This window comes from Bacteroidota bacterium (assembly GCA_018266835.1).
GTDB lineage: Bacteria > Bacteroidota > Ignavibacteria > Tepidaquicellales > Tepidaquicellaceae > JAFDZO01.
This window is the reverse complement of the sequence record JAFDZP010000001.1, coordinates 22,297-45,290: the sequence shown is the minus strand read 5'-3', so window position 1 is coordinate 45,290 and position 22,994 is coordinate 22,297. Positions and strand designations below refer to the sequence as shown.

Annotated in this window: 18 protein-coding genes; 8 read left to right on the top strand and 10 right to left on the bottom strand. The window is 34.9% G+C overall.

Going from position 1 to position 22,994, the window contains the following annotated elements; genetic code table 11:
* Positions 1-2: 2 nt before the first annotated feature.
* From JST55_00185 to JST55_00170, 4 genes are all read right to left on the bottom strand, one after another.
* Positions 3-1,025 carry a PorV/PorQ family protein gene (locus JST55_00185; GenBank protein MBS1491890.1) on the bottom strand — a complete coding sequence of 341 codons (1,023 nt, stop codon included), beginning with the start codon at positions 1,023-1,025 and terminating at the stop codon, positions 3-5.
* A gap of 17 nt (positions 1,026-1,042) precedes the next feature.
* Positions 1,043-2,671, bottom strand: a complete 1,629-nt coding sequence (locus tag JST55_00180; protein ID MBS1491889.1) for a hypothetical protein — start codon at positions 2,669-2,671, stop codon at positions 1,043-1,045.
* Positions 2,672-2,675: 4 nt separating this feature from the next.
* Positions 2,676-3,461 carry a hypothetical protein gene (locus tag JST55_00175; GenBank protein MBS1491888.1) on the bottom strand — a complete coding sequence of 262 codons (786 nt, stop codon included), beginning with the start codon at positions 3,459-3,461 and terminating at the stop codon, positions 2,676-2,678.
* 203 nt (positions 3,462-3,664) lie between these two features.
* Positions 3,665-4,414 (bottom strand): hypothetical protein, encoded by a 750-nt coding sequence (locus tag JST55_00170; protein MBS1491887.1) that lies wholly within the window; start codon positions 4,412-4,414, stop codon positions 3,665-3,667.
* 388 nt (positions 4,415-4,802) lie between these two features.
* Between JST55_00170 and JST55_00165 the strand changes: the two genes are divergently transcribed.
* From JST55_00165 to JST55_00145, 5 genes are all read left to right on the top strand, one after another.
* A complete protein-coding gene (locus JST55_00165; GenBank protein ID MBS1491886.1) occupies positions 4,803-6,560 on the top strand; it encodes a peptidylprolyl isomerase in 1,758 nt (585 codons plus the stop codon).
* An 87-nt stretch (positions 6,561-6,647) separates the two neighbouring features.
* On the top strand, positions 6,648-7,940 hold the full coding sequence (locus tag JST55_00160) for a peptidylprolyl isomerase (GenBank protein MBS1491885.1): 1,293 nt from the start codon (positions 6,648-6,650) through the stop codon (positions 7,938-7,940).
* 69 nt (positions 7,941-8,009) lie between these two features.
* Positions 8,010-10,091: a hypothetical protein gene (locus JST55_00155; protein ID MBS1491884.1), complete on the top strand. Its 2,082-nt coding sequence runs from the start codon at positions 8,010-8,012 to the stop codon at positions 10,089-10,091.
* A gap of 54 nt (positions 10,092-10,145) precedes the next feature.
* Positions 10,146-11,897, top strand: a complete 1,752-nt coding sequence (locus JST55_00150; protein ID MBS1491883.1) for an ABC transporter ATP-binding protein — start codon at positions 10,146-10,148, stop codon at positions 11,895-11,897.
* A gap of 8 nt (positions 11,898-11,905) precedes the next feature.
* A complete protein-coding gene (locus JST55_00145; protein MBS1491882.1) occupies positions 11,906-13,690 on the top strand; it encodes an ABC transporter ATP-binding protein in 1,785 nt (594 codons plus the stop codon).
* A 147-nt stretch (positions 13,691-13,837) separates the two neighbouring features.
* Here JST55_00145 and JST55_00140 read toward each other — a convergent pair whose 3' ends face one another.
* A complete protein-coding gene (locus JST55_00140; GenBank protein ID MBS1491881.1) occupies positions 13,838-14,062 on the bottom strand; it encodes a hypothetical protein in 225 nt (74 codons plus the stop codon).
* Between the two features lie 78 nt (positions 14,063-14,140).
* On the opposite strand from JST55_00140, the gene rdgB reads away from it, so the two are divergent.
* Together rdgB and JST55_00130 are read left to right on the top strand one after the other, a co-directional pair.
* Positions 14,141-14,740 (top strand): RdgB/HAM1 family non-canonical purine NTP pyrophosphatase, encoded by a 600-nt coding sequence (gene rdgB, locus JST55_00135; protein MBS1491880.1) that lies wholly within the window; start codon positions 14,141-14,143, stop codon positions 14,738-14,740.
* 8 nt (positions 14,741-14,748) lie between these two features.
* Positions 14,749-15,522 carry an RNA methyltransferase gene (locus tag JST55_00130; protein ID MBS1491879.1) on the top strand — a complete coding sequence of 258 codons (774 nt, stop codon included), beginning with the start codon at positions 14,749-14,751 and terminating at the stop codon, positions 15,520-15,522.
* Positions 15,523-15,580: 58 nt separating this feature from the next.
* Here the strand turns inward: JST55_00130 and JST55_00125 are convergent, their stop codons facing one another.
* The 5 genes from JST55_00125 to JST55_00105 all read right to left on the bottom strand — a co-directional run bounded on the left by JST55_00125 (position 15,581) and on the right by JST55_00105 (position 21,319).
* A complete protein-coding gene (locus tag JST55_00125; GenBank protein ID MBS1491878.1) occupies positions 15,581-17,554 on the bottom strand; it encodes a T9SS type A sorting domain-containing protein in 1,974 nt (657 codons plus the stop codon).
* Between the two features lie 105 nt (positions 17,555-17,659).
* Complete coding sequence (locus tag JST55_00120) at positions 17,660-18,913, bottom strand: competence/damage-inducible protein A (protein MBS1491877.1); 1,254 nt, start codon at positions 18,911-18,913, stop codon at positions 17,660-17,662.
* Between the two features lie 3 nt (positions 18,914-18,916).
* Entirely contained in the window at positions 18,917-19,441 is a 525-nt protein-coding gene (locus tag JST55_00115) for a phosphatidylglycerophosphatase A (protein ID MBS1491876.1), read from the bottom strand.
* Between the two features lie 12 nt (positions 19,442-19,453).
* Positions 19,454-20,017 (bottom strand): CDP-diacylglycerol--glycerol-3-phosphate 3-phosphatidyltransferase, encoded by a 564-nt coding sequence (gene pgsA / locus JST55_00110; GenBank protein ID MBS1491875.1) that lies wholly within the window; start codon positions 20,015-20,017, stop codon positions 19,454-19,456.
* A 96-nt stretch (positions 20,018-20,113) separates the two neighbouring features.
* The gene (locus tag JST55_00105) at positions 20,114-21,319 is read right to left on the bottom strand and encodes an acetyl-CoA C-acyltransferase (protein ID MBS1491874.1); all 1,206 of its coding nucleotides are present in this window, start codon (positions 21,317-21,319) and stop codon (positions 20,114-20,116) included.
* Between the two features lie 776 nt (positions 21,320-22,095).
* Between JST55_00105 and JST55_00100 the strand changes: the two genes are divergently transcribed.
* The gene (locus JST55_00100) at positions 22,096-22,989 is read left to right on the top strand and encodes an RNA polymerase sigma factor (protein ID MBS1491873.1); all 894 of its coding nucleotides are present in this window, start codon (positions 22,096-22,098) and stop codon (positions 22,987-22,989) included.
* Positions 22,990-22,994: the final 5 nt, after the last annotated feature.

Here is a 22,994-nt window from a genome sequence, read left to right as displayed (position 1 = left end):
AATTAATTGAATTTAAAATTAATACCGATGTTCTGAATAGGGTCCTTGCTGTATGGTTCAAACTGAAATGAATAATCAAGTCCCAGCATTGTTGATTTTCCCAATGGCTTTACAAATCCAACACCAAAACTTGGTTTAAGGTTGCCGCCGATATCTTCTGTTTTATTTGCAAAATCGATTCTGTCCATTCCCGCTCTTACTTTCAGATATTCGTTAAGAATTATTTCACCGCCAACTTTAAAATAAGAAATATTTTTTCTGGTACCTGTAATGCCGGTTGATTTGTCTATAACTTTTGGATTGAAATAACTTTCGAACTCCAGTGAAACACATCCTAAATTCTTCGGTAATAAATATGATGCTCCGATATTTGCTAATGTTGGGAATTTATCTTCAGTTGTGTTTCCATTGCTTCCGTATAAATCCGATGTATCCCATTTATACTTTGCAGATATATCTTTTACAGCAACCCCGAATGCAAGCTTATCGCTGTATTTATAAACTGCGCCGATATCAAATGCAACTGATGTTGTCGTTACTTTATCAAACAATTTAGAGAGATACATTTTAAATCCGACACCTGCAGCAAAGTTTTCGCTTAATAAAAATGAAGTACCTAAGTAAAATTGATTTTCATAGGTTGTGAAAGTTCCTATTTGAGTTCCGTCGTTATCTCTTCCGTCAATATTATTAACACCTGAGTTTATTAATGAGAATGATATCCCCGCTCCGCCTTGTGATTGGTTTGGAAGTTTGAATTTTTTAGAGAAGCCAACGAAGTTAAGTTTTCTATCCATTGATAGAAAAGTATAGCCAAGATTTACAACTCCTTTTTCCTGAAAGCATGCAAGGGCAGGATTATAATATCCCGATACATCTCCGAATATATTTGAGACCATTGCATTACCCATAGCCATACCGCGCGCGCCGAAACCTAATCTCGCAAATCCGCCTGCATAACTGCCTTCCTGAGAGAATGCTGTGGCAGATGCAAAAAATAAAAATATTATGATAAATTTTTTCAAGCTCTTTATTCTATATATTATTGAAGAACTAAAATTTTACCCCAAACAGGAGTATCTGAATCTACATCAACTCTGTAAAAATATACTCCGTTTGCAACCTGGTTGCCTTCGTTATTTTTTCCATCCCAAGATGTAAATAAATCATCGGGACTTGTTCTTGTTGCATTCTGAATAAGTGTTCTGACCTGATTCATTCCAAAGTCAAAGATTCTTATAGTAACTTTTGCATTTGTCTTGCCCGTTTTGAAAAATATTCTTGTTATTTCATCATCGGGAGCAAAAGGATTAGGAGCAGCGTAAGTCTTTATGTCAGAGGATAAATTAATCGGTTCAAATGCTCTGAATATTTTCCAGTCGCTTACCCATGAACCATTACCCGGTTCTGTTGTTCTCAGAAGACCATCTGCGCTTCCGAAAAATAAAGTATCGCCAAAATAATTTCCGCAGTAAAATTGTGTTGTTCTTAACTGATCTTTTGTTGATGCATCGTAAATTAATCCCGGCTTATTCCAGTTGAAAGTACCGAAATTACTTTTCCATACACCGTTATCTGTTTCACCATATATAATAGAGTCTTTAAAGCTCATATTGTTTGGTGAATAATCTTTAAGAGTGTAGTTCCAGTTAAGCCCGCCGTTTGTTGTATAACTTAAAGCATTTGTTTCCTGAGGGCTGTCTGCTCTGCGTGTTGCGCCCCATATAATTTCTTTACCGTTAAATCTTTGTACATCTAAGTTGACTACAAAGTTTCCTGCTACGCGGTTTGTTCCGCTGCCTGAATTATTATAATTGTATTTTCTCCAGCTCTTTCCCCAGTCAGTAGATTTATTTATACCGCCTGCAGTTCCTACATAAAGAGTTGAATCATTTACTGATACAATACTAAATGCTCTCTGATTTAGATTTACCAATGGATTTAAAACAAAATTATATCCTGTTCCGCCAATGTAAATACTGTCCAAGTTATCCGGTGGAAGAACTACTCTTTCCCATGAATTTCCGTAATCAGTGCTTTTTCTGAGTCCGCCTGCAAATGATGTAATCCAGACTGTATAGTTTGTTAAATCGTTCTGAGTTTTTGTTATTGCTATATCATAAGATAAATTCTGCTGAGGAACAGTTACGGGTAAAGTAGTAATTATATTGCTTCCGTAAAAAATTGTATCTGCATCTCTTGCATCTGTCGGCTGCGGACAGCTTGTCCAGTTAAGTCCTCTATCTGTAGATATTTTTATTCCTGTTCCTGTTGCAACACCTTCATCGTTGATAATTTCTGTTCTGGCAGTTGAGACGGCAACAACGTTATTGTATAGCATCAAACCTGCAACGTCATCATTCCCAAACGGATCTAATCCTCTGAACGACTGAAAAGACTGGAAGTGGTCAACGGTTCTCATCACACCTTTACCGGTGGAAAACCATGTTGTGTCTCCGCTTTTAAGAATATCAATAATGAAATTACTTATAGGGTATTTGGAAATGTTTGGTGTTACAGGCGCAAAAGTTATTCTGTCTTTAATGCTGTTTGGAATAGTATTCTGATTGGATTTTAATTCCAACAGTTTTTTATTCAGCTGATAGCTTTTATCAAACGTCTGCGAGAATAAACTTCCTGTTATTAATAATATGATTGCTAAATATCGCATTAAATTATGGAGCTTTTACGTAAAGTGGTTTATTTAAAATTGCACTGTTAAGACCTGAATTATCCGAAGCCTGATATTTGAATTGGTAAGTTCCAATTAAGGCTGATGGAGGAATTCTAATAATCAAACTATATCTTCCATCCCCTGCGACTGTATCTCCATGAGCCAATAAATCCCCATCATCATACATTGTAAATGGATTTTGATTTGAAGGATTTCCGTTTGGAAGAATAGAATTAAAAAATACTGTCTTTATATCACATTGTCCATTGGGGTCACTGGCTTTAATTCCAATCATTAGTGGTACATCACCTGTTGTTGGTCTGATTACTGTATCCGGAGCATTTACAAATGAAACTTCCGGAGCAACGTTATTACTATAATATACCGGCTGACTGATTACAATAAGATTACTTGTTAAGCCTGACTGAGCCGTTGCTAAATACTGCAATGAGTAATTCCCTACTGTTAAACAGCTTGTAATAGAGTAATTAACCGTTGTCGTATATACTCCGTTATTGCCTGTAGTATCAGGCGAGCCTCCGTTATCGCTCATGCTGAAGTTTTGGATTACGTTTCCGCTTGGGTCAAGCAATGAACAGACAACACTTGTAATAGCGTCATCACCGCCCTGCTGAACTCTTACAGATGTAATAAAATTTACAACCGGAGTCGTAGAGTTTGTATAAACTGTATCTTTGGATTTAGACGGATTTGAAATAGAAGGAGCTATTAGTGTAGGGTCTATAATAGCGTCGCTTTTCTTTTCGCAAGAATAAAATGAAATCATGGAGAGTATAAGTGCTAATAAAACTAACTTTCCGCGATTAAATAGATTTAACCTTAACAAATATTTGGTGTAATTTTTAAAAAGGTATAGTAGTTATTCGATAGGATTCTTTTGAATAAATTAACTGTAACTTGTATTACAAGCAATAGAATAAAAAAAGCCCTGCAAATTGTGCAGGGCTTGAATATAAAAAATCAAAAAAATTATTTCATCAAGTTTGTAAGTGACTGAACGCCGCCATACATATTAATAGCAAGGTTGATGCTTAACAAACCAATGTATCTGTTATAACCTGCACCCGGCTGGCCATTACCGTCATTAATAAAGTTTTCACCGTTATCTCCATTAGCATTGAAGAAGTAATTTACTACGTGATATTTTCCGTAAAGAGAAATACCCCATTTACCTGAATCACCAAGAACCCAATCATAACCTGTTGAAAGAGCAACGCCGCCTCTCATTGCGCTATTGAAGTTAATAACACTATAGCGTGGTGCGCTGATTGAGCTGCCTGTTAATGCGATACCTACCCATTGTTTTTGTCTGCATCTTGCATTGAACATATACTGGTAACCAATTGAAGCACTGATTATATTGTAATATGTCATTATTTTTTCATCCGGGCTTATAAGTAAGAAAGGTACATTGGCAGTATTTGCATTAATCATTGCATTCCACTCAGCTCCAAGTGTAATTCTGTTTCTTTTGGTTTTACCGAGACCAATGGAAAAATCTAAGCCAACACCTCTTCCCCATTTCATTCCGTATGTTGCTCCGGAATAATTACCGCCGTAGATTGCATTACCAACTCCGTAGCCTTCATTGGTTGCCATATTCCCGGTGATGTGTAATCCAAGGACTGTTTCAGGTGCGGTGAACTGGGCAAAAGCATTGTTAGAAATTATTCCGAGGCAGAATATCCCCAGTATTAAATAGACGAATGATTTTCTCATTGCAAATTTCCTTTTAAATTTGGTTTGATAATTACATAATTACTTCAAAATTAACTCATTCGGTTTATAAAATCAAGTATTATAGATTTTTTTTTTAATTTGCAGAATTGCTTGCAAATTTTTCCAAACTTACTTAATAATATATAGATATATAGGTTGAAAAGAATTGATAAAGTTCTACGTTAAAAAATAATTATATTATTTTTTTGTAAATTGTTTATTTTTTTTAATATTTTCAATTCTATCTGCAAAATAATTGACTTTCTGACATCATATAAAACCCTAATAAACCATTAATTCAGAAATTTAGCTGACTTGTTATTCAAACCTAAAATGAGTAAAATTTGTGCTATCTCATTTTTAAATCAAATTATTCCATATTTTCCAAATGACTAAAAACAGCTATACGTTTAAGTTTTTAACTTTTTTATTGCTTTCCTCAGTGACTATGATTGTTGCCTGCTCTTCAATGAAGAAGAAACAGGTTGTGGCTGAAATCGGAAATGAAAAAATTTATCTTTATGAATACGAAAAGCAATTCTTAAAATCAAATCCAAATTTAGATTCTGCAAAGAGCAAATCACTTCAGGATAGAAAAGATTTTCTTGATTTATTAATAAAGTTCAGACTTAAAGTAAAAGACGCAAGAGACAGAGGACTTCTTCAATCAGCAGATATTCAAAATGATATCAATGAATATAAGAAAAATTTTCTTTCAGCTTTTTTAATTGATAAGAAAATCGTTGAGCCTCACATAAAAGATTTATATGATATGAAGAAATATGAAGTAAGAGCTTCACATATCTTAATAAATCTTCCTCAGACAGCAAATCCTGAAGACTCAATTAAAGCTTACAAAAAAGCGAACGATGCCATGGCTGATTTAAAAGCCGGTGTTGACTTCATAACTGTAGCTAAAAAATACTCCGAAGATTTTACTGTTCAGCAAAACAACGGTGACCTGTACTACTTCACTGCAGGGATGACAGTACCGGAATTTGAAAATGAAGTTTATTCTTTAAAAGTCGGTGAGCATTCCAAAAAACCTGTAAGAACAATGTACGGACTTCACATTGTTAAGCTTACAGATAAAAGACCAAGATTTGAATCAATAAGAGCATCACATATTTTAATTCAGGATACTAAAGACAGCTTAGGAAAAACAATAGACTCAATCGGCACATATAATAAAGCTAAATCTATTCTTGATAGAATTAAAAACGGAGAAGATTTTGCAAAACTTGCAACTGAATTCTCACAGGACCCGGGTTCTGCCCCTAAAGGCGGTGACTTAGGATTCTTTGACAGAAGAAGAATGGTTCAATCATTTGATAGCGCTGCTTTTCTTTTAAAACCGGGACAAATATCCGGACTTGTCAGAACTCCTTTCGGTTGGCATATAATTAAGATGACAGATGTAAAAGAGTACCAGTCTTTTGATAAACAAAAAGACAACCTGAAGCAGGAATATAAAAAAGGCAAAGCGTTTAAAGATGAATATGCAAAGTATATTGAGACCTCAAAGAAAAGTCTTGATTTTAAACTCAATGGCGATGCATTCAGCTATTTAAAATCAAAATTTGATTCCACAAAAACAATCGGCAACTATAATTTCGACAGCTTGTTCTCAAAATCTGACAGGGAGAAAGTATTAGCAACATTCAAAGACGGAAATATAAAAGTAGAAGACCTGATTAATTATTATAACAGAAACAGAGACCTTGCAAACAGTTTTGCAAATTCTGAAAATATAAAAAAATTGTTAGACGGCGCCTGTGAACTTCCATTATTAAATGCAATTGCGCTTAAAGATAAGATTGAAAAAGATCCTGACTATGTAGAGTTATTAACCGAATACGAAAACGGACTGTTAAGCTTTAAAATTGACCAGGAAGAATTATGGAGCAAGATTAAAATCACAAATGAAGATATGATGAAGTATTATGAAAATAATAAGGCAAAGTATCAGTTCACTGAAAACAATGAAACGAAAATCAGACCTTTCGACGATGTAAAAGCTGAAATATCGAATACATTGCAGCAGGAGAAATTCAAAGAAATGGAAACAGAATACGTGAATAAGCTTCGTCAGAAATATCCTGTAAAGATTAACGACAAAGTTCTGATGGAAGCATTCAAAGATTAGAACTGAACAAATTTTATTTTTGTTAGTATAAAGTAGTGATGCTGCATTTTGCGGCATCACTTTATTTTTAAAATCAATTTTTTACGTTTGAAACTTATAAAATTTTTCTTATTCCCTGTAATTCTATTGAGCATTTACTTCCCTATCAACTCTTATGCTCAGCAGGAAGGCGATAGAATATTGGCCGTAGTCGGCAATGAAATTATACTTGAATCCGATTTGCAATATCAGCTCTCATTATACGCCAGACAGAACAAACTTACACAAATTCCTCCTTCATTAGCGCAGGAAATTTTCAACAGCCTTATTACAGATAAAATTATACTTGCTAAAGCCCAGCAAGATAGTATTGAAGTGACCGATGATGAGGTTACCAAAGAACTGGATAACAGGATAAAGAATCTTATTGACCAGGTGGGCTCTCAGCAGAGGCTTGAAGAAATTTATGAGATGTCAATTGTAAAGATCAGAATGCTATTGAAAGAAGATTTGAAGAAAAGAATGATGACGGAAAAACTCAAACGCCAGAAATTTGGCAGCGGAGTAAAAGCAACTGATAGAGAAGTAAGAGAGTTTTACAAAACATATCAGGATAGTCTTCCAAAAGCTCCTGAAGAATTTGAAATAGCACATATATTTCTTAATAGAAAAGTGAGCGATGCAGAAAAGAATTATGCAAAGGAAAAAGCAAAACAGATTCTTGACAGCTTAAAGAAAGGTGCAGATTTTTCAGACCTGGCAAGAAGAAATTCTGATGACTCACTCTCTGCAATTACAGGCGGTAACTTAGGCTACGTAAAAAAAGGAAGTTTTGTGAAACCGTTTGAAGAAGCAGTATTGGTCATGCAGCCGGGGGAAGTTTCAGATTTAGTAGAGACACAATTCGGCTATCACATAATCAAACTGGTTGATAAAAAAGTTGACGGTTTTACTTCACAGCATATTTTAGTAAAGTTTCCAAAGTTTGAATCTTCAGATCTTGAAACTATTTCGTTCTTAAAAGATTTAAAAGATAAAATTATTGCAGGCAAAATAACTTTTGAGGATGCTGCAAAAGAATACTCGCAGGATGATAATACGAAGAATAAGGGCGGATACATTGGAGTCCTTTCAATAGACCAGTTAGACAGCACAGTTATTTCCAGAATAAATGAAACTCCGATAAACGGAATAACTGACCCCGCTAGAATGACAACAAACGGAACTGACTACGGATACGAAATTATAAAAGTGATTGCAAAAACCCCTGAGCATAGTCTTACTATCGAAGGCGACTATGATAAGGTAAAAAAACTTGCTGACCAGTATAAAGAAGGCAAAGAGCTTGAAAAATGGATAAGCGATATGCGCGAATCAATTTATATAGATACACGATTTTAACATCATCCCTCTCGGCACTTCTGTTTTTCAGGAGTGCCATTCTTTCTTATTTCATTCTAACATGACCGAATGGATATCTTTTTAAAATCAGGTAACATACTTTTTTTTATTCTGATAGCAGCTATTGCTGCTGCGGTAGCTTATGTTTATTACAGAAAATCCACACTTGAGTCACCAAAGAAATATGTATTTCCTGCAATTAGATTTTTTTCAACCCTATTTATACTTCTTTTGTTTTTAACACCGGTATTATCTTTTATTTCATCTGATGCGCAGTTACACAAAAATATTTTTTTAATCGACGCATCCAAAAGTTTAGAGATAGAAAACAGATTTAATGGTGAACAGAGTATTTTAAATGATAAAATTCCTTCTGATAACTCATTCTTTGCTTTTTCAGACGGAGTGATTAAGGAAATAAGAAAAAATGACTTTGACTCTATTCAAAAGATAAGTAATCATATTAATTCTACCAATCTGCTGAAATCAATCAGTTCCCTAAGCAGTTTTCAGGATATGAATTCCGTAACCATTCTATCTGATGGCAATATAAACGAAGGCGGGAATCCAACTGAGCTTGCAAAGTCATTTAATATACCTTTTTCATATATTTTAATTGGAGATACTACTCAAAAAAGAGATGTTCTTGTAAAGAACATTTATGTAAACAATACTGCTTTTATAGATAGTAAAGTTTCTGTGAGAGTTGAATTGAATTCTTACAAGATTAATGAAGGAATAAAAGTAAATTTATTTGAGGAGGAAACACAGATAGATTCCAAAACAATTCAGACAAACGATAAAAACAATTTATACGAAGCAGATTTTTTGATTTCATCAGGCACTGAAGGAATTAAAAAATATAAAATTGAAATTGAACCGTTAAAAGATGAAATCACTTTAAAGAACAATACCGATTATTTCTTCATAAACTATCTCAATAATAAATTCAAAGTCCTTGTGTACAGCGGCGGACCGTCATCTGATTTTGCTTTTCTGAAAGAGCAGCTCTCATCAATAAATAATTTTCAGGTAACTTATCAGACTCAAAAGTCCCCTGCCGAGTTTTACGAACCGGCAGTCAACAATTACAAAGACTACGATGCAATTATATTTGCAGGATTTCCTGTAGTACAAACTAATGCATCTGTTGTGAACGAACTTAAGTCATCAATTGATAAATATAAAACTCCGTTAATATATATTGAGAGCCGCAATGTTGATTACTCAAAGCTAAGCATTTTTAAAGATAATTTACCGATGACTGTAATAAGTTCATCGAACAATGAAGTTGAATCGCAGCTAAAATTAATTTCAAATTCAAACTCAGAATTTCTAAAAAATACGGATTTAAATTCAATAAACTCATCACCGGCGATTTTTGTGAATTCAAATTCATACAGTGTAAAACCGGGGGCTGAAACGATTTTAACTAATTCGAAAAACTCACAGCCCGTAGTAGTAATTGCAAACAGCGATGAAAAGGGTTCAGCGGCATTTTTGTTTCATGGTTTTTACAAACTGAGGCTTAACAAGCAAAATGATTTCTCCCTTGTTTTCAGTAAGCTATTATCCTCTTCCATAATTTCTATATCATCAAAAGATAAAAAGAAAATAATGGACTTTGAGCTTTCAAAAAATATAGTTGGCCCGGGAGATGAAGTTACTTTGATAGCCCGATTAAAAAATTATGAAGATATTTCCGTTCCTTCAGTAAAAGTTAAAATCAATTCTAAAGATTTCAGTAAAGAGTTAGAACTTTCAAAAATTTCTTCCGACTATTTTGAAGGTAAGTTTACTCCTGACTTCAAAGGTGATTTTAAAATCTCAGCGGAATTATTCTCCAATGGAAATTCTATTGAAACATCATCAGCAAGATTACTTTCAGATGAGAATAATCTTGAGTTCAAGAAAACAAATGCAGACAGGACAATTCTTTCTGAAATATCAGCCGCAACTAACGGAAGAAATTTTTCAGATTATTCTAAAAATCAGATACAGAGTTACTTAGATTCATTAAGCTCTTCACAAAACTTAAGCACCAAGTCACGTAAAGATTTCAGTTTAAAATTTAATCCATATTTTCTTTCACTTGTAATTTTCACGCTTTGCCTTGAATGGTTCTTAAGAAAAAGAAATAACCTTTCTTAACCTTCTTTTGGACTTATTTCAATATTTTTTTTGTTGTAATTTGTAATTGTCCATATGAAAGCACTCTATAGCTTACTCCCCTACATAAAAAATTACAGAAAGAAATTAATAATGGGATGTATTTTTATATTCCTTTCAATTTCTTTCAGCTCACTTTTCCCGCTTATAGTGGGTAACGGAATTGATGCCTTAAAATCAGGAGCAACACCTTCTACCATCATTTTTTATTCTGCAATGGCAGTCCTTTCTTCACTGATTGCAGGGATATTCCTTTATTTAGTAAGACAGCATATAATAGTTGTATCCCGGGACATTGAAAATGATTTAAGATTCGATTTCTTCGAGCACATTGTTTATATGCCAAGAGATTTCTTTAATAAAAATTCTACCGGTAACATAATGGCGCTTGCCACAAACGATATTAATGCCTTGCGTGAATTCGTCGGTCCGGGAATAATGTACACTATACAGGTAGTGTACAGAACAATTTTAACAGTATCCATTTTATTCTATATAAATCCATTTCTCGCACTTGTTTCTTTAAGTCCGCTTCCGTTAATAAGCTATATAGTTTATAAAGTCGGGCGAATGACTCACAGCCGCTCGCTGAAAGTAAAAGAATCTTTTTCAGATTTAACATCTAAGGCGCAGGAAAATTTATCGGGGATCAGAGTAGTAAAATCGTATGTAAGAGAAAAAAATGAAATTGAAGAGTTTTACAACAGCTCAAGGGATTATTTCAGAAAAAATTTGTCACTGGCAAAGGTACAGTCATTTTCTTTTCCAATGATGTTCCTTCTTACAAGTGTCTCATTAGTCCTTGTTATATATTTCGGCGGAATTGAAATTATAAACGACAGAATGACTCTGGGAAATCTATCATCATTCCTGATTTATCTTGGATTATTAACTTTCCCTATGATTGCATTCGGTTGGATTATCAATTTATCACAGCGCGCTGCACCATCTATGCAGAGACTTATACAAATAATGAAAATAAAGCCCGAGATAGCTGACTCAGCGGAAACGGATAATACAATTACATTGGAAAATATTGACGGTGAAATAGAATTAAAGAACGTTTCTTTCAAATATGATTCAGGTCATGCATACGCATTAAAAAATATTAATTTAAAAGTTAATAAAGGTACAACACTCGGAATTATAGGCCATACGGGAAGCGGAAAGACAACACTGATAAGTCTTTTATCAAGAATTTATGATATAAGCGAAGGCGAGATTTTAATTGACGGTAAAAGTATTAAACAAATTCCTCTGAGAACATTAAGAGAAGCTATCGGAGTAGTTCCGCAGGAATCATTTTTATTTTCAACTTCCATAGAAAAAAATATTTCTTATTCATACGATAAAGTTGATTATGACAGAATGATTGAATCAGCCAAGTCTGCTTCTCTCTATAAAGATGTATCCGAGTTCCCTGAAAAATTTCAAACCGTTGTTGGTGAACGCGGAATAACGCTTTCGGGCGGGCAGAAACAAAGGACTTCCATTGCAAGAGCAATATACAAAAATCCAAAAATTTTAATACTTGATGATTCCCTATCAGCAGTTGATACTCATACTGAAGAAGAGATACTGAATGAATTGAAAAAAGTGATGAAGAACAGGACAAGCATTATCATATCACACAGAATTTCATCTATAAAAAATGCTAACAATATAATTGTGCTGTCAGATTCTGTGATAAGAGAACAAGGCACACATAACGAATTAATAAGTCTCGGCGGAATTTATTATGATATATATCAGAAACAATTACTCGAAGAAGAAATACAAGAATCTTAAATTTTCAATTGGCAGAAACTAAAACTAAAAACGAAGAACAGCTCCACAAAGGACTCGATTCATATTTACTGAAACGCCTCATTGCGTACTTCAAGCCGTACACACGTTACATTGTGCTGGCTGTTGTTCTTACTATTACAGTCTCTGCGCTTGCTGCAGTTAGACCGAGACTGACTCCTATTGCTATAGATGATAAGATTGCTCACAAGGATTTACCCGGATTGCAAACTATCATGCTTATTCTATTCGGGACATTAATCGTGCAGGGCATAATTCAATACGGAATGACTTACCTTACCAGCTGGATTGGTCAGAATATCATCATGGATTTACGGATGAAAATATTTGAGCATCTTCAGAACCTTCATTTGAAATTTTACGACAACAATCCCGTAGGAAGATTAATTACAAGAGTTACATCTGATGTGGAAGTTTTGTTTGATGTTTTTTCATCGGGACTTGTAACAGCTTTCGGAGATATATTTACTCTGTTCTGGATTTTATATTTTATGTTTACGCTTGACTGGAGACTGGCATTAGTTACGCTTTCAATTCTTCCTATATTAATTTACGCCACATTTATTTTCAGAAGGAAAATCCGTGTATCTTATTCAAGAATAAGAATTTTAATTTCTAAACTGAATTCATATTTACAGGAACATATAACCGGAATTTCAATCGTACACGTTTTTGCAAAAGAGAAAAGAACAGTAGATGAGTTTGAAGAAATAAATCAGGAACATACAAGAGAAAACAAGAGAAGCATTTTTTACTATGCTATCTTCTTCCCTATTGTTGAATTATTTCTTGCAGTATCATCGGGATTAATAATCTGGTACGGCGGCGGAGAAGTTTTACAAGGAGCAGTTTCGCTTGGTGTTCTTATAACATTTATTCAGTATTCTGAAATGTTCTTCCGTCCTATAAGAGACTTATCCGAAAAGTATAATATTCTTCAGACTGCTATGGCATCCAGCGAGCGCATCTTTACTTTACTTGATGAGAAGCCTGCAATTGTTGACGGTAAGGATTCAGTTCATATTGAAAAGCTGAAAGGAAATATTGAATTTAAAAATGTATGGTTTGCATATAACAATGAAGATTATGTACTGAAAGATATTTCATTCAATATTAAGGAAGGTGAGAAAGTTGCATTTGTTGGGGCAACGGGTTCAGGCAAGACGACAATCATAAATTTGATTTCAAAGTTCTATCAGATTAATAAAGGTGAGATAACTATAGACGGAATTAACATTAACAATTTAAAGCAAAGAGATTTAAGAAGAAACATCTCAGTAGTATTGCAGGATGTATTTTTATTTTCGGGTGATATAAGAAAAAATATTACTCTCGGAAACAAAGATATTACCGATGAAGCAATTAACAACGCTATTGACCAAACAGGATTAAGATACTTTATTAATTCGCTGCCGGACGGAATGTATCACAAAGTGAATGAGCGAGGTTCAACTTTCTCAACAGGTCAGAGACAGCTTATTTCATTTGCAAGAGCGCTGGCATACGATCCGAAGATTTTAATTCTCGACGAGGCGACATCTAATATAGATACTACTACAGAAATTCTTATTCAGGAAGCAATAAAGAAACTCATCGAAGGCAGGACTTCAATAGTTATTGCCCACAGACTTTCGACAATTCAGAACTGTGATAAGATTATTGTAATGCATAAGGGTGAAATAAAAGAAATGGGTTCACATCAGGAGTTGCTTGATAAGAAAGGTTTGTATCACAAACTTTATCAGTTGCAATACAAAGAAGATATTACAGCTTAATCAATTTTTTTAATTAATTTTTACCAAAGAGGAAAGCCCTGTTCATTGCTGAATAGAGCTTAGTGGGTTTATAGTAGGAAATCTCGATATGTTATTTAGATTTTTTATAGTTATGTTTTAAACTTGTTCTTTTATGTTTAGTTCCATTTATCTGTAAACTCTTTTCCAGTGACCTTTTCTCCATACGGCAATACCAAATTTATTATAAGCCCAGTGACCCGGAACCCATACTGTTGCCGGAGCTACATAAGTTCTTAGGTAAACTCTTTTAATGTGATGATGTCTGTGTTTTGGCCATGCATCTGCTTTTGACGCAGTAAAAAATGCCGCGGCCAAGCAGAATACAAGCGCAAATAAAATTGATTTTAACATATTCGTTTTTTCTTTTCATATCTTTTACTGTCTTCTTATAAGACTTAATAATATCAAAAAGGTTTAATAAATTTACAGATGAAACTTACCAGGCTTTTAATAGCATCAAATAATCTTCACAAGATAAAAGAAATTTCTGATATACTTGCACCATTACAAATAGAAATTCTATCCTTGAAAGATTTTCCAAACTTCCCCGAGGTTGAAGAAACAGGCTCAACTCTTGAAGAAAACTCTTTGCTTAAGGCAAAAACTATTTTTGAAAAATTCAATGTTGCTACTCTTGCCGATGATACAGGATTATTTGTTGATGCATTGAATGGTCAACCCGGAGTTTACTCTGCAAGATACGCAGGAGAAAATGCAACTTACAAAGATAATTGTGATAAACTTTTACTTAATTTGAAAGATGTCGACGGTATAAACCGCACTGCTAAATTTGAATCAGTTCAATGTCTTTATATAAATGAAACTGAGCATTATTTTTTTAAAGGAATTGTTGAAGGTAAAATAATAAAGCAGGCAAAAGGAGATAACGGCTTCGGCTATGATCCACTCTTCATTCCAAAAGGATTTGCAAAGACTTATGCTGAAATGGGAGATGAAAAGAAAAATGATATATCACACAGAGCACTTGCGTTAAAGAAATTCAAGAAATTTTTATCCAGAGAACATTAATTCTTCACATGTTAACAAATAAAGAGATAAAGTACTTTGCTGATTTAAAAAACAAGCGGACACGTGACGAAGAAGGGAAATTTCTTATTGAAGGAATTCACTTAATTAAGGAATGTCTTTCATCTGATTTATATTACAAAGATTATATCGACTGCATTATTGCCAGAGATGATTTTGACTTATCCCTCGTACCTACAAAAGATATCGAAATTCTTTACGCATCTGAAAAGAATTTTAACAGATTAGCGGATACCGTTAATCCCCAAGGAATTATTGCAGTCGTGAGGAAACCTGAACATCCTGAAAAATTAGTTTTATCTGAATCTGCAAAACTGATTGTTGCGCTCGATAACATTAACGACCCGGGAAATCTCGGAACAATAATAAGGACTTGTTACTGGTTCAATGTTGATAAAATTCTTATCTCTAAAAACAGTGTTGATTTGTATAACTCCAAAGTACTCCGCGCTTCACAGGGAGCAATGTTTCATGTTGATATACTGCCTGACTGTGACTTAAATTTAGAACTCCTTAATTTAAGTGAGCAATATGAGGTTCTTCTTACTGATCTCGGGGCAAAGAAAAATCTCTCACAATTTCCTATCAATAAAAATAAAAAATATGCTATTGTTTTCGGCAATGAAGCGAATGGTATTTCTCAAGAAATTAAGAATCAGGAATTTGAATTGATAAAAATTGATGATTACTCCGATTGTGAATCACTCAATCTCTCCGTTTCGGCAGGAATACTTCTTTATAATTTTAAAACCGTTTTAAAATAAAAATGGCTCACAACTTTTCAGCTATGAGCCATTCTTAAAAAACTAAAAGAAAATAATATTACTTAACAAGCATCATTTTCTTTGTATCTGTAAATTCATTTGTAATTAATCTATAGAAGTAAACTCCGGAGCCTAATCTTGTTCCGTTGAAATCTACAGAATAACTTCCCGCAGGAACATCACTCTTAACCATTTCCGAAACTTGCTTTCCAACTGCATCGAATACAATAATTCTTACATCAGTTTGCTTTGCAACTGAGTATTGAATTTTCGTTGTGGGGTTGAATGGATTAGGATAATTTTGTGAAAGTTCAAACTTTGCAGGAACTTCATTTCCGATAATTCCTGTAGGTCCAACATTAACTGTAATTGTTCTTTGGTGTCTAGGTGTTCCGTTAGGTCCCTGAGCAAGAATAGTTACTGTATATGTGCCTGTTGTTGTACCTGATGTTGCTCCGATTCTGGTTTGGATTGAATCCGGATATACAGTCAATGAATCTCTTCCTATAAATTGAACATAAACGGAGCCAGCCGAAGGAGTTGGAGAAACAGTTGCAGATAACTTAACTGAATTTGTATAAAGTTTTACACCCGGAACAGAAGTATAGATCGTTGTATTGCCGTTTCCATTTATATTAAGGCTTGTGCTACTTACCCTCATGGCAAAATCAGGGAAGTAACCTGTGTATGAACCGTAATTGCTGTTTCTGAAATCTGTCCAACAAGCCATTGCAGAAATAGGATTTCCGCAGATAGCATCATAATCACCCTGATAAGCAGGTGCTGAACCTGATGAAGCTAATTTAATCTTAAATGTTTTGTTTGTAACTCTTTGGTTTGGAGCAAACGATGCTCCTCCATTTGTGGTATAAGTTGCATAAACATCCATACTGTCAGATGTCGGACATAATCTTGTATCATACCATTTTAAATAAAGCTTTCCTGTATTTTTTTCACACCATATTGCAGGGAAGAACTGAAAATTATTTTGTGAATTCAGGTCATCATTTACTACAGCTGGGGCTGACCAAGTTGCGCCAAAATCCGTTGAATATCTTAAGAATATATCTGATTTGTTTCCATTTCCTGCAGGATTGTTTGATGCATAAACTAAATATACGCGACCTCTGTATGGTCCGTAGCTGTTATCACATGCAATCATTGGATATGGTCTTGTTCTCATTCCCTGAACTGTGGAACGTGAGCTGATTTCTGTTCCGATGTAATTCGAAAATTGATTTGAGGACATCTGCGTAAAATTAGCTCCTCCGTTTGTTGATCTGTATAATGTATAAACACCTGCTGAATTAGCTCCTGAGTGTGTCATGTAATAAACACTTCCACCCTGAACACTACCGTTTGGTCCGACTGCTGTCATACTTCCCGGTAGAGTCTGCGTGCTTGCTGTAAACATTGTTGAGAATGTTGCACCGTGGTCTGTGCTTCTTACAAAGTTACCGGGTGTCATTCCGCCGTAAATATATCCGCCGTAAGGACCGCCAGTTTGGTCAGCGCAGATCCAGTTCTTATCATTACCTACATTTGCTGATACACCGGTACCCCATGTTACACCACCGTTAGTAGATTTATTTGTCCATGTTCCGGTGATTGGACTCTTCATGTTATCGTAGAAAAGATTTCCTAAACTGTCATAAGCTGTTACAGGGTCACCTGCTGTGTTTGCAAAAGGAACTGAAGTTGCTGTCCATGTCATTCCGCCATCCAATGTTCTGAAACTTGTATTTATATTGTATGCGCAGAAATTCCAAAGAGGATTCAATGGATTTTGTGAGATGTGCGGTTCGGCAGTACTGGTTCCCATATCAAAATTGTCGTAATCGCCAATAGTAACCGTTGCAGGGGCAAAGAAATCGTTTTGCATCGCAACCTGCTCAAGGTAGCTTTGAGGTATGCGGTCAAACCGAGGGTCGTCTAACATTGACGCTGCCTTTCCTGTGTTTAAGTTAAAAATCAAGAATAGCATTGTAAATATTGACATACTCTTAAATGCTAAAGAGTAATTTTTGTTCATTTTCTTCTCCTTCCAGAAGTTTAATTTTTGCTATCGTGTAATGAAGCAATTTTATAATTATTTTTAAAGGGAAAAATAGTTCTCGAGGTCAATAAAATTAACAATTCATATTTGTAATTTCAACAATTCTTTTCTTACGATTTCCAGAGCCATTTGCGCTGCTCTTTTCTTGTTTCTGTCTCTGAAATTTCCAAACAGAAATTTCTTTGCAAAAGTATTTTTTTTATCTGAGTAGCCAATGTAAACTAAACCAACCGGTTTTTCATCGCTGCCGCCTGTTGGTCCGGCAATTCCTGTTGTTGAAATACCTATATCAGTTTTAAAGTGCCTTCGAACTCCCTCTGCCATTTGCTTCGCTGTCTTTTCACTTACGGCTCCATACTTAGTCAGAGTTTTTTTCTTTACATCTAAAAATTTCACTTTAGACTTATTGGAATATGTTACCATCCCGCCTTTAAAATATTCAGAGCTTCCGCTTACATCAGTAATTCTGGATGAAATCATTCCGCCTGTACACGACTCCGCAACTGCAATTGAAAATTTCTTTTTTGTAAGTAATTTGCCGATAATTTCTTCAAGTATTTCTTCACCTTCCCCGAAAATATGCTCACCTATTTTTTCCCGGATTTTACTTTCAATCTCTGAAATTCTCTGAGAAGCATTTTCTTCAGTATCAGCCTTCACATTTATTCTTAATCGTACTCCTTCAATGCTGGGAAGAAACGCAAGTTTATCTTCTCCGATTATCGAAGGGACATCTCCCATCATTTCATTTAGGATAGATTCCCCTACTCCCGTTGTTAGTAATGTTTTTTGTTTCAGGACATATCCCAAATCTTTTAAATATTTTTCTTTCAGCATCGGAACTACTGTATCACTTATCATCGCCTTCATTTCATAAGGAACACCCGGCAAAGCAACAAAAACTTTATTTGCCTTCTCAATCCATATTCCCGGAGCTGTTCCGTTTTCATTCCATATTACTTTTGACTTGGAGGGCACCATTGCCTGCCCTATGTTTGTTTCCGGCATTGGAACATTGCGTGTCGAAAATATTTTTTTTACATGCTCTAAAACCTTTTCATCAAGTATCAGCTTATCTTTGAAAAATTTAAGAAGTACGGGCTTTGTTATATCATCGTGCGTCGGTCCTAATCCGCCTGTTATAATTGTTACATCATAATTGTAAAGAGAGTCCTGCAGTTCATCAATAAGTATTTTTTCATCGTCACCGATTGTTACCGATTTTTCTACAGGAAGTCCAGTATTAAACAATACATCACCCAAGAATGCGGCATTGGTATTTACAATCTGCCCGATTAAAATTTCATCACCGACTGTCAGTATCTTTGAGTTCATTTATTATAAATTTAATAATCTTTGTAGTAAAATAATTGCAAAGATTGAAGCAACACCGCCGTAAATAGCAGCCATAACGTCATCAAGCATTACACCTAAAGCAGTGTGTTTTCTATCGAAATATTTGGCAGGCTGAAGCTTCAATATATCAAAACCTCTGAATCCTATAAAAGTTACAGCGCAGCATATAAAATTCAGCTTCCAGTATCCTGCAGCCATTACTATCATAATTGTAAACCACTGCCCTACCACTTCGTCAACAACTACTGTCGAGGGGTCATTTCCATAACGTTTCATCATAGGAATTGTTGCATACGTTCCCAAAATAAAAACAATAAGGAAGGCAATACTGAGCATGTAAGGGTCATTCATAGACGGAAAAAGAAATATAACAAATGCAGCAAGACTGCCGACAGTGCCCGAACCCTTTGGGAAATATCCTGTGAAGAACCAGCTTGCAATCAGTTTACTGAAAAAATCGACTTTGAAATCGGGATTTACAATCTCTTTAGTTTTTACAAATCTCATATTTAAACAGGGTTAAGATTTCTTTTCAAAAAAATATGTGATGCCTGTATATACAGTTAGGAATGTGACTAATGCCATTAAAAAATAATTGTATGGAGAGAGGAGGAACACACCAATATCAACACTAATAGTTAAATCTTTTGTTGATATGCTCCAGAAAAATAAAACAAGAATTGCAAATATATACGTCATCTGTACGAATGTCTTCACTTTTGCTATGTAGGAAGTTGGTAAAGTTTTGCCGTTCATTTCAGAATATGAACGCATCAGTGTAATCACTATATCGCGAACCACAATAATAATCACCATCCAGAGAGGCATCATACCTATCAGAAAAAATCCGATGAACGCGCAGGAAGTGAGAATTTTATCTGCAAGAGGGTCAAGAAAAATTCCGGTTTTTGTTACCACTCCGAATTTGCGCGCATGCCAGCCGTCGTACCAGTCAGTTATCGTTGCAATAAGATAGACACCTACTGAGATTTTTTTCAACAACAAATTATCTGAAAGAAAAAAATACAGAAAGAGTGGAGCAAGAATTATTCTTAAAACCGATAATTGATTTGGCAGTGTCACCTTTATTTGAATTGTGATTTTGCTTCCCAAACAGGGGTTTGGGAAGCAGAAAAAGTTGCCGTTGTTGGTCTCCTGACCAACAACCTGAATTCAGAATTAAATTCTTTCGATAATACTAGCTATTCCCTGTCCAACTCCAATACACATAGTGGCAAGTCCGTATCTTTTATTTCTCTTTTCCATTTCATTCAGAAGTGTCAGTAAAATTCTTGAGCCGCTGCTGCCTAACGGATGGCCTAATGCAATAGCTCCGCCGTTAACATTAATTTTGCTTTCATCAAGCATAAGTTCATCTATTACTGCAAGTGACTGCGCAGCGAATGCTTCGTTCAGTTCAATTAAATCTAAGTCATCAACTTTCAAGTTAGCTCTCGATAGCGCTTTAACTGTTGCAGGTACGGGACCGATACCCATACATGCAGGATCAACTCCTGCAACTGCGCCTGATACAAATCTTGCTCTTGGCTTTAAATTATGCTTCTTTACAAAATCTTCCGAGCATATTAAAAGTAAGCTCGCTCCGTCATTTACCCCGCTGGAATTTCCTGCTGTAACAGTTCCGCCTTCTCTGAATGCCGGTTTCAGCTTAGCAAGCTTCTCTATTGTGGTATCGAATCTCGGGAACTCATCAGTATTAAATATTACAACATCTTTCTTTGATTTTATTTCAACTGGTAGAATTTCATTATTAAACTTCCCTGTTTCAATTGCCGCTTTAGCTTTCATCTGTGATTTGTATGAAAACTCATCCTGTCTCTCTCTTGTGATTTTATATTTCTCTGCAACGTTCTCTGCTGTTTCACCCATAGAAAACGGATGATGCATTTTTGCAAGCAAAGGATTTGTGAATCTCCAGCCGATAGTAGTATCGAATACGTCAACTTTTCTTGAGAACGGTTCAGTTGCTTTTGCCATTACAAAAGGAGCGCGGGTCATTGATTCAACTCCGCCTGCTAAATAACAATCTCCATCGCCGTTTCTTATTGCTCTTACAGCATCAAGATATGCCTGCATGCCTGAGCCGCAAAGCCTATTCACTGTAACTCCGCCTACTGTCAACGGAAGTCCTGCGAGCAGCACGCACATACGCGCAATGTTTCTGTTCTCTTCGCCTGCGCCGTTTGCGTTTCCGATTATAGCATCTTCTATTTCTTCTTTTTGAATTCCTTTATATTCAAAATTTCTTTTTACAAGCTCTTTCATTAATAAAGCCATCATGTCATCCGGTCTCGTATCCTTTAATGTTCCGCCGTATTTTCCGATAGGTGTGCGTAGTCCGTCAACAATATATACTTCTTTCATTTAATTCTGATAAGTTAATTTTTGTAATAACTTTCAATTTACTCAATTTATTAAAGTTTATAAACAGATAAGTTTTTCACTGAATTTAATCCGGATGGTAATGGGGGGGAAAAAATTCCCTATACCTACTAATAGGGAGGAATTTCTTTTATATCTGAATAAAATATATTAATTTTAAAAGTGAGTAGGATTGTTTGTTTCAAATACCAAAAATGTGACAATAATGTATCTTTTTTATATTGAAGAGAGAATTTTATTTTGCAGGAAAACCCGTCAAAAATTCATCAATTTTGAAAAGATTTTTGTCACTTACTTTTGCTCTCCGTCCTAAACCCCTGTTTGGGACGGAAGATGTCTCCCAAACGGGGGTTTGGGAGACAGGGAAATTTTGTTCTATTTTTGATAGGGATAAATTTTTCTCCAAAATCCGTCAAAAACCCATCAATTTTGAAAAATAATTTTATCAAATTTAAATACTTTGAAAATAGATTATTTTTGATGGGGATAAATTTTTCTCCAAAATCCGTCAAAAAACCATCAATTTTGAAAAATAATTTTATCAAATTTAAATACTTTGAAAATAGATTAAATTTAATGGGGATAAATTTTTCTCCAAAATCCGTCAAAACCCCGTCAAATTTCGAAAAATAAAATGAGCAATATTGTAAAAACAACAATGGACCACCGGAATGTAACAATAATGTTACTTTTTACTTTATACCTGCTACTTTATACTAATGTTGTCACACTTTCAATTTTTAACCGTCTAACACAATATGGAACCGCAAAACATACTTTCAGATAAATACAAAGGCGATACTTCCGATAGCGAGCTTGTCGCGCTTTCTGTATCGGGAGATAAACCCTCGCTTGAAAAGCTGATAAAGAAACATCAGGATTATATCTATAATATTGCTTTAAGGATGGTATTCAATCCCGATGAGGCTAAAGATGTGACTCAGGAAGTCCTTATAAAAATCATTACAAAGCTCGGCAGCTTTGAAGGCAGAAGCAGCTTCAGGACTTGGGCATACAGAATTGTAGTCAACCATGTCCTCAACATGAAAAAAAGCATGGGTGAAATGCAGCATGCAAATAACTTCACACAATATGCTAAAAATATTGATAACTGCCCTGACTCCGATTTTCCCGATAACACAAGCTACCCTGTCGACTCTAAAATTCTTGTTGAGGAAGTTAAGATATCCTGCATGTTCGGAATGCTTCTGTGTTTAGACAGAGAGCAGCGACTGGTATATACACTTGGAGGACTGATGCAAATATCCGATACAGTAGGAAGCGAAATAATGGAAATCTCAAAAGATAATTTCAGACAGAAACTTTCACGCGCAAGAAGAGACCTTCACAATTTTATGAACAATAAATGCGGTCTGGTTAATAAAGAAAATCCATGCAGATGCAGTAAAAAAACAAAAGCTCTTATTAACATTGGTTATGTGAATCCTAATAATCTGAAATTCACACGAAGCTATTATTTTAAAATGGATAAAATGGCCGGTGAAAAAGTACAGGAGCTTGTAAGCGTTCTTGATAATGAATGTAACGATTTATTCAGAACTCATCCGTTTGAAAAATCCCCTGACTTTATTCTATCACTAAGAAAAATTTTAGAAAGCGAGAGATTCTTAAATATATTTAACGCGAATTAAATCAT

What these genes read in the sequence shown, in the direction of transcription:
- JST55_00180 (MBS1491889.1), bottom strand. Translation starts at nt 2,671, where the DNA reads ATGCGATATTTAGCAATCATATTATTAATAACAGGAAGTTTATTCTCG.
- JST55_00175 (MBS1491888.1), bottom strand. Translation starts at nt 3,461, where the DNA reads ATGATTTCATTTTATTCTTGCGAAAAGAAAAGCGACGCTATTATAGAC.
- JST55_00170 (MBS1491887.1), bottom strand. Translation starts at nt 4,414, where the DNA reads ATGAGAAAATCATTCGTCTATTTAATACTGGGGATATTCTGCCTCGGA.
- JST55_00165 (MBS1491886.1), top strand. Translation starts at nt 4,803, where the DNA reads ATGACTAAAAACAGCTATACGTTTAAGTTTTTAACTTTTTTATTGCTT.
- JST55_00155 (MBS1491884.1), top strand. Translation starts at nt 8,010, where the DNA reads ATGGATATCTTTTTAAAATCAGGTAACATACTTTTTTTTATTCTGATA.
- JST55_00150 (MBS1491883.1), top strand. Translation starts at nt 10,146, where the DNA reads ATGAAAGCACTCTATAGCTTACTCCCCTACATAAAAAATTACAGAAAG.
- JST55_00140 (MBS1491881.1), bottom strand. Translation starts at nt 14,062, where the DNA reads ATGTTAAAATCAATTTTATTTGCGCTTGTATTCTGCTTGGCCGCGGCA.
- rdgB (MBS1491880.1), top strand. Translation starts at nt 14,141, where the DNA reads ATGAAACTTACCAGGCTTTTAATAGCATCAAATAATCTTCACAAGATA.
- JST55_00130 (MBS1491879.1), top strand. Translation starts at nt 14,749, where the DNA reads ATGTTAACAAATAAAGAGATAAAGTACTTTGCTGATTTAAAAAACAAG.
- JST55_00125 (MBS1491878.1), bottom strand. Translation starts at nt 17,554, where the DNA reads ATGAACAAAAATTACTCTTTAGCATTTAAGAGTATGTCAATATTTACA.
- JST55_00120 (MBS1491877.1), bottom strand. Translation starts at nt 18,913, where the DNA reads ATGAACTCAAAGATACTGACAGTCGGTGATGAAATTTTAATCGGGCAG.
- JST55_00115 (MBS1491876.1), bottom strand. Translation starts at nt 19,441, where the DNA reads ATGAGATTTGTAAAAACTAAAGAGATTGTAAATCCCGATTTCAAAGTC.
- JST55_00105 (MBS1491874.1), bottom strand. Translation starts at nt 21,319, where the DNA reads ATGAAAGAAGTATATATTGTTGACGGACTACGCACACCTATCGGAAAA.
- JST55_00100 (MBS1491873.1), top strand. Translation starts at nt 22,096, where the DNA reads ATGGAACCGCAAAACATACTTTCAGATAAATACAAAGGCGATACTTCC.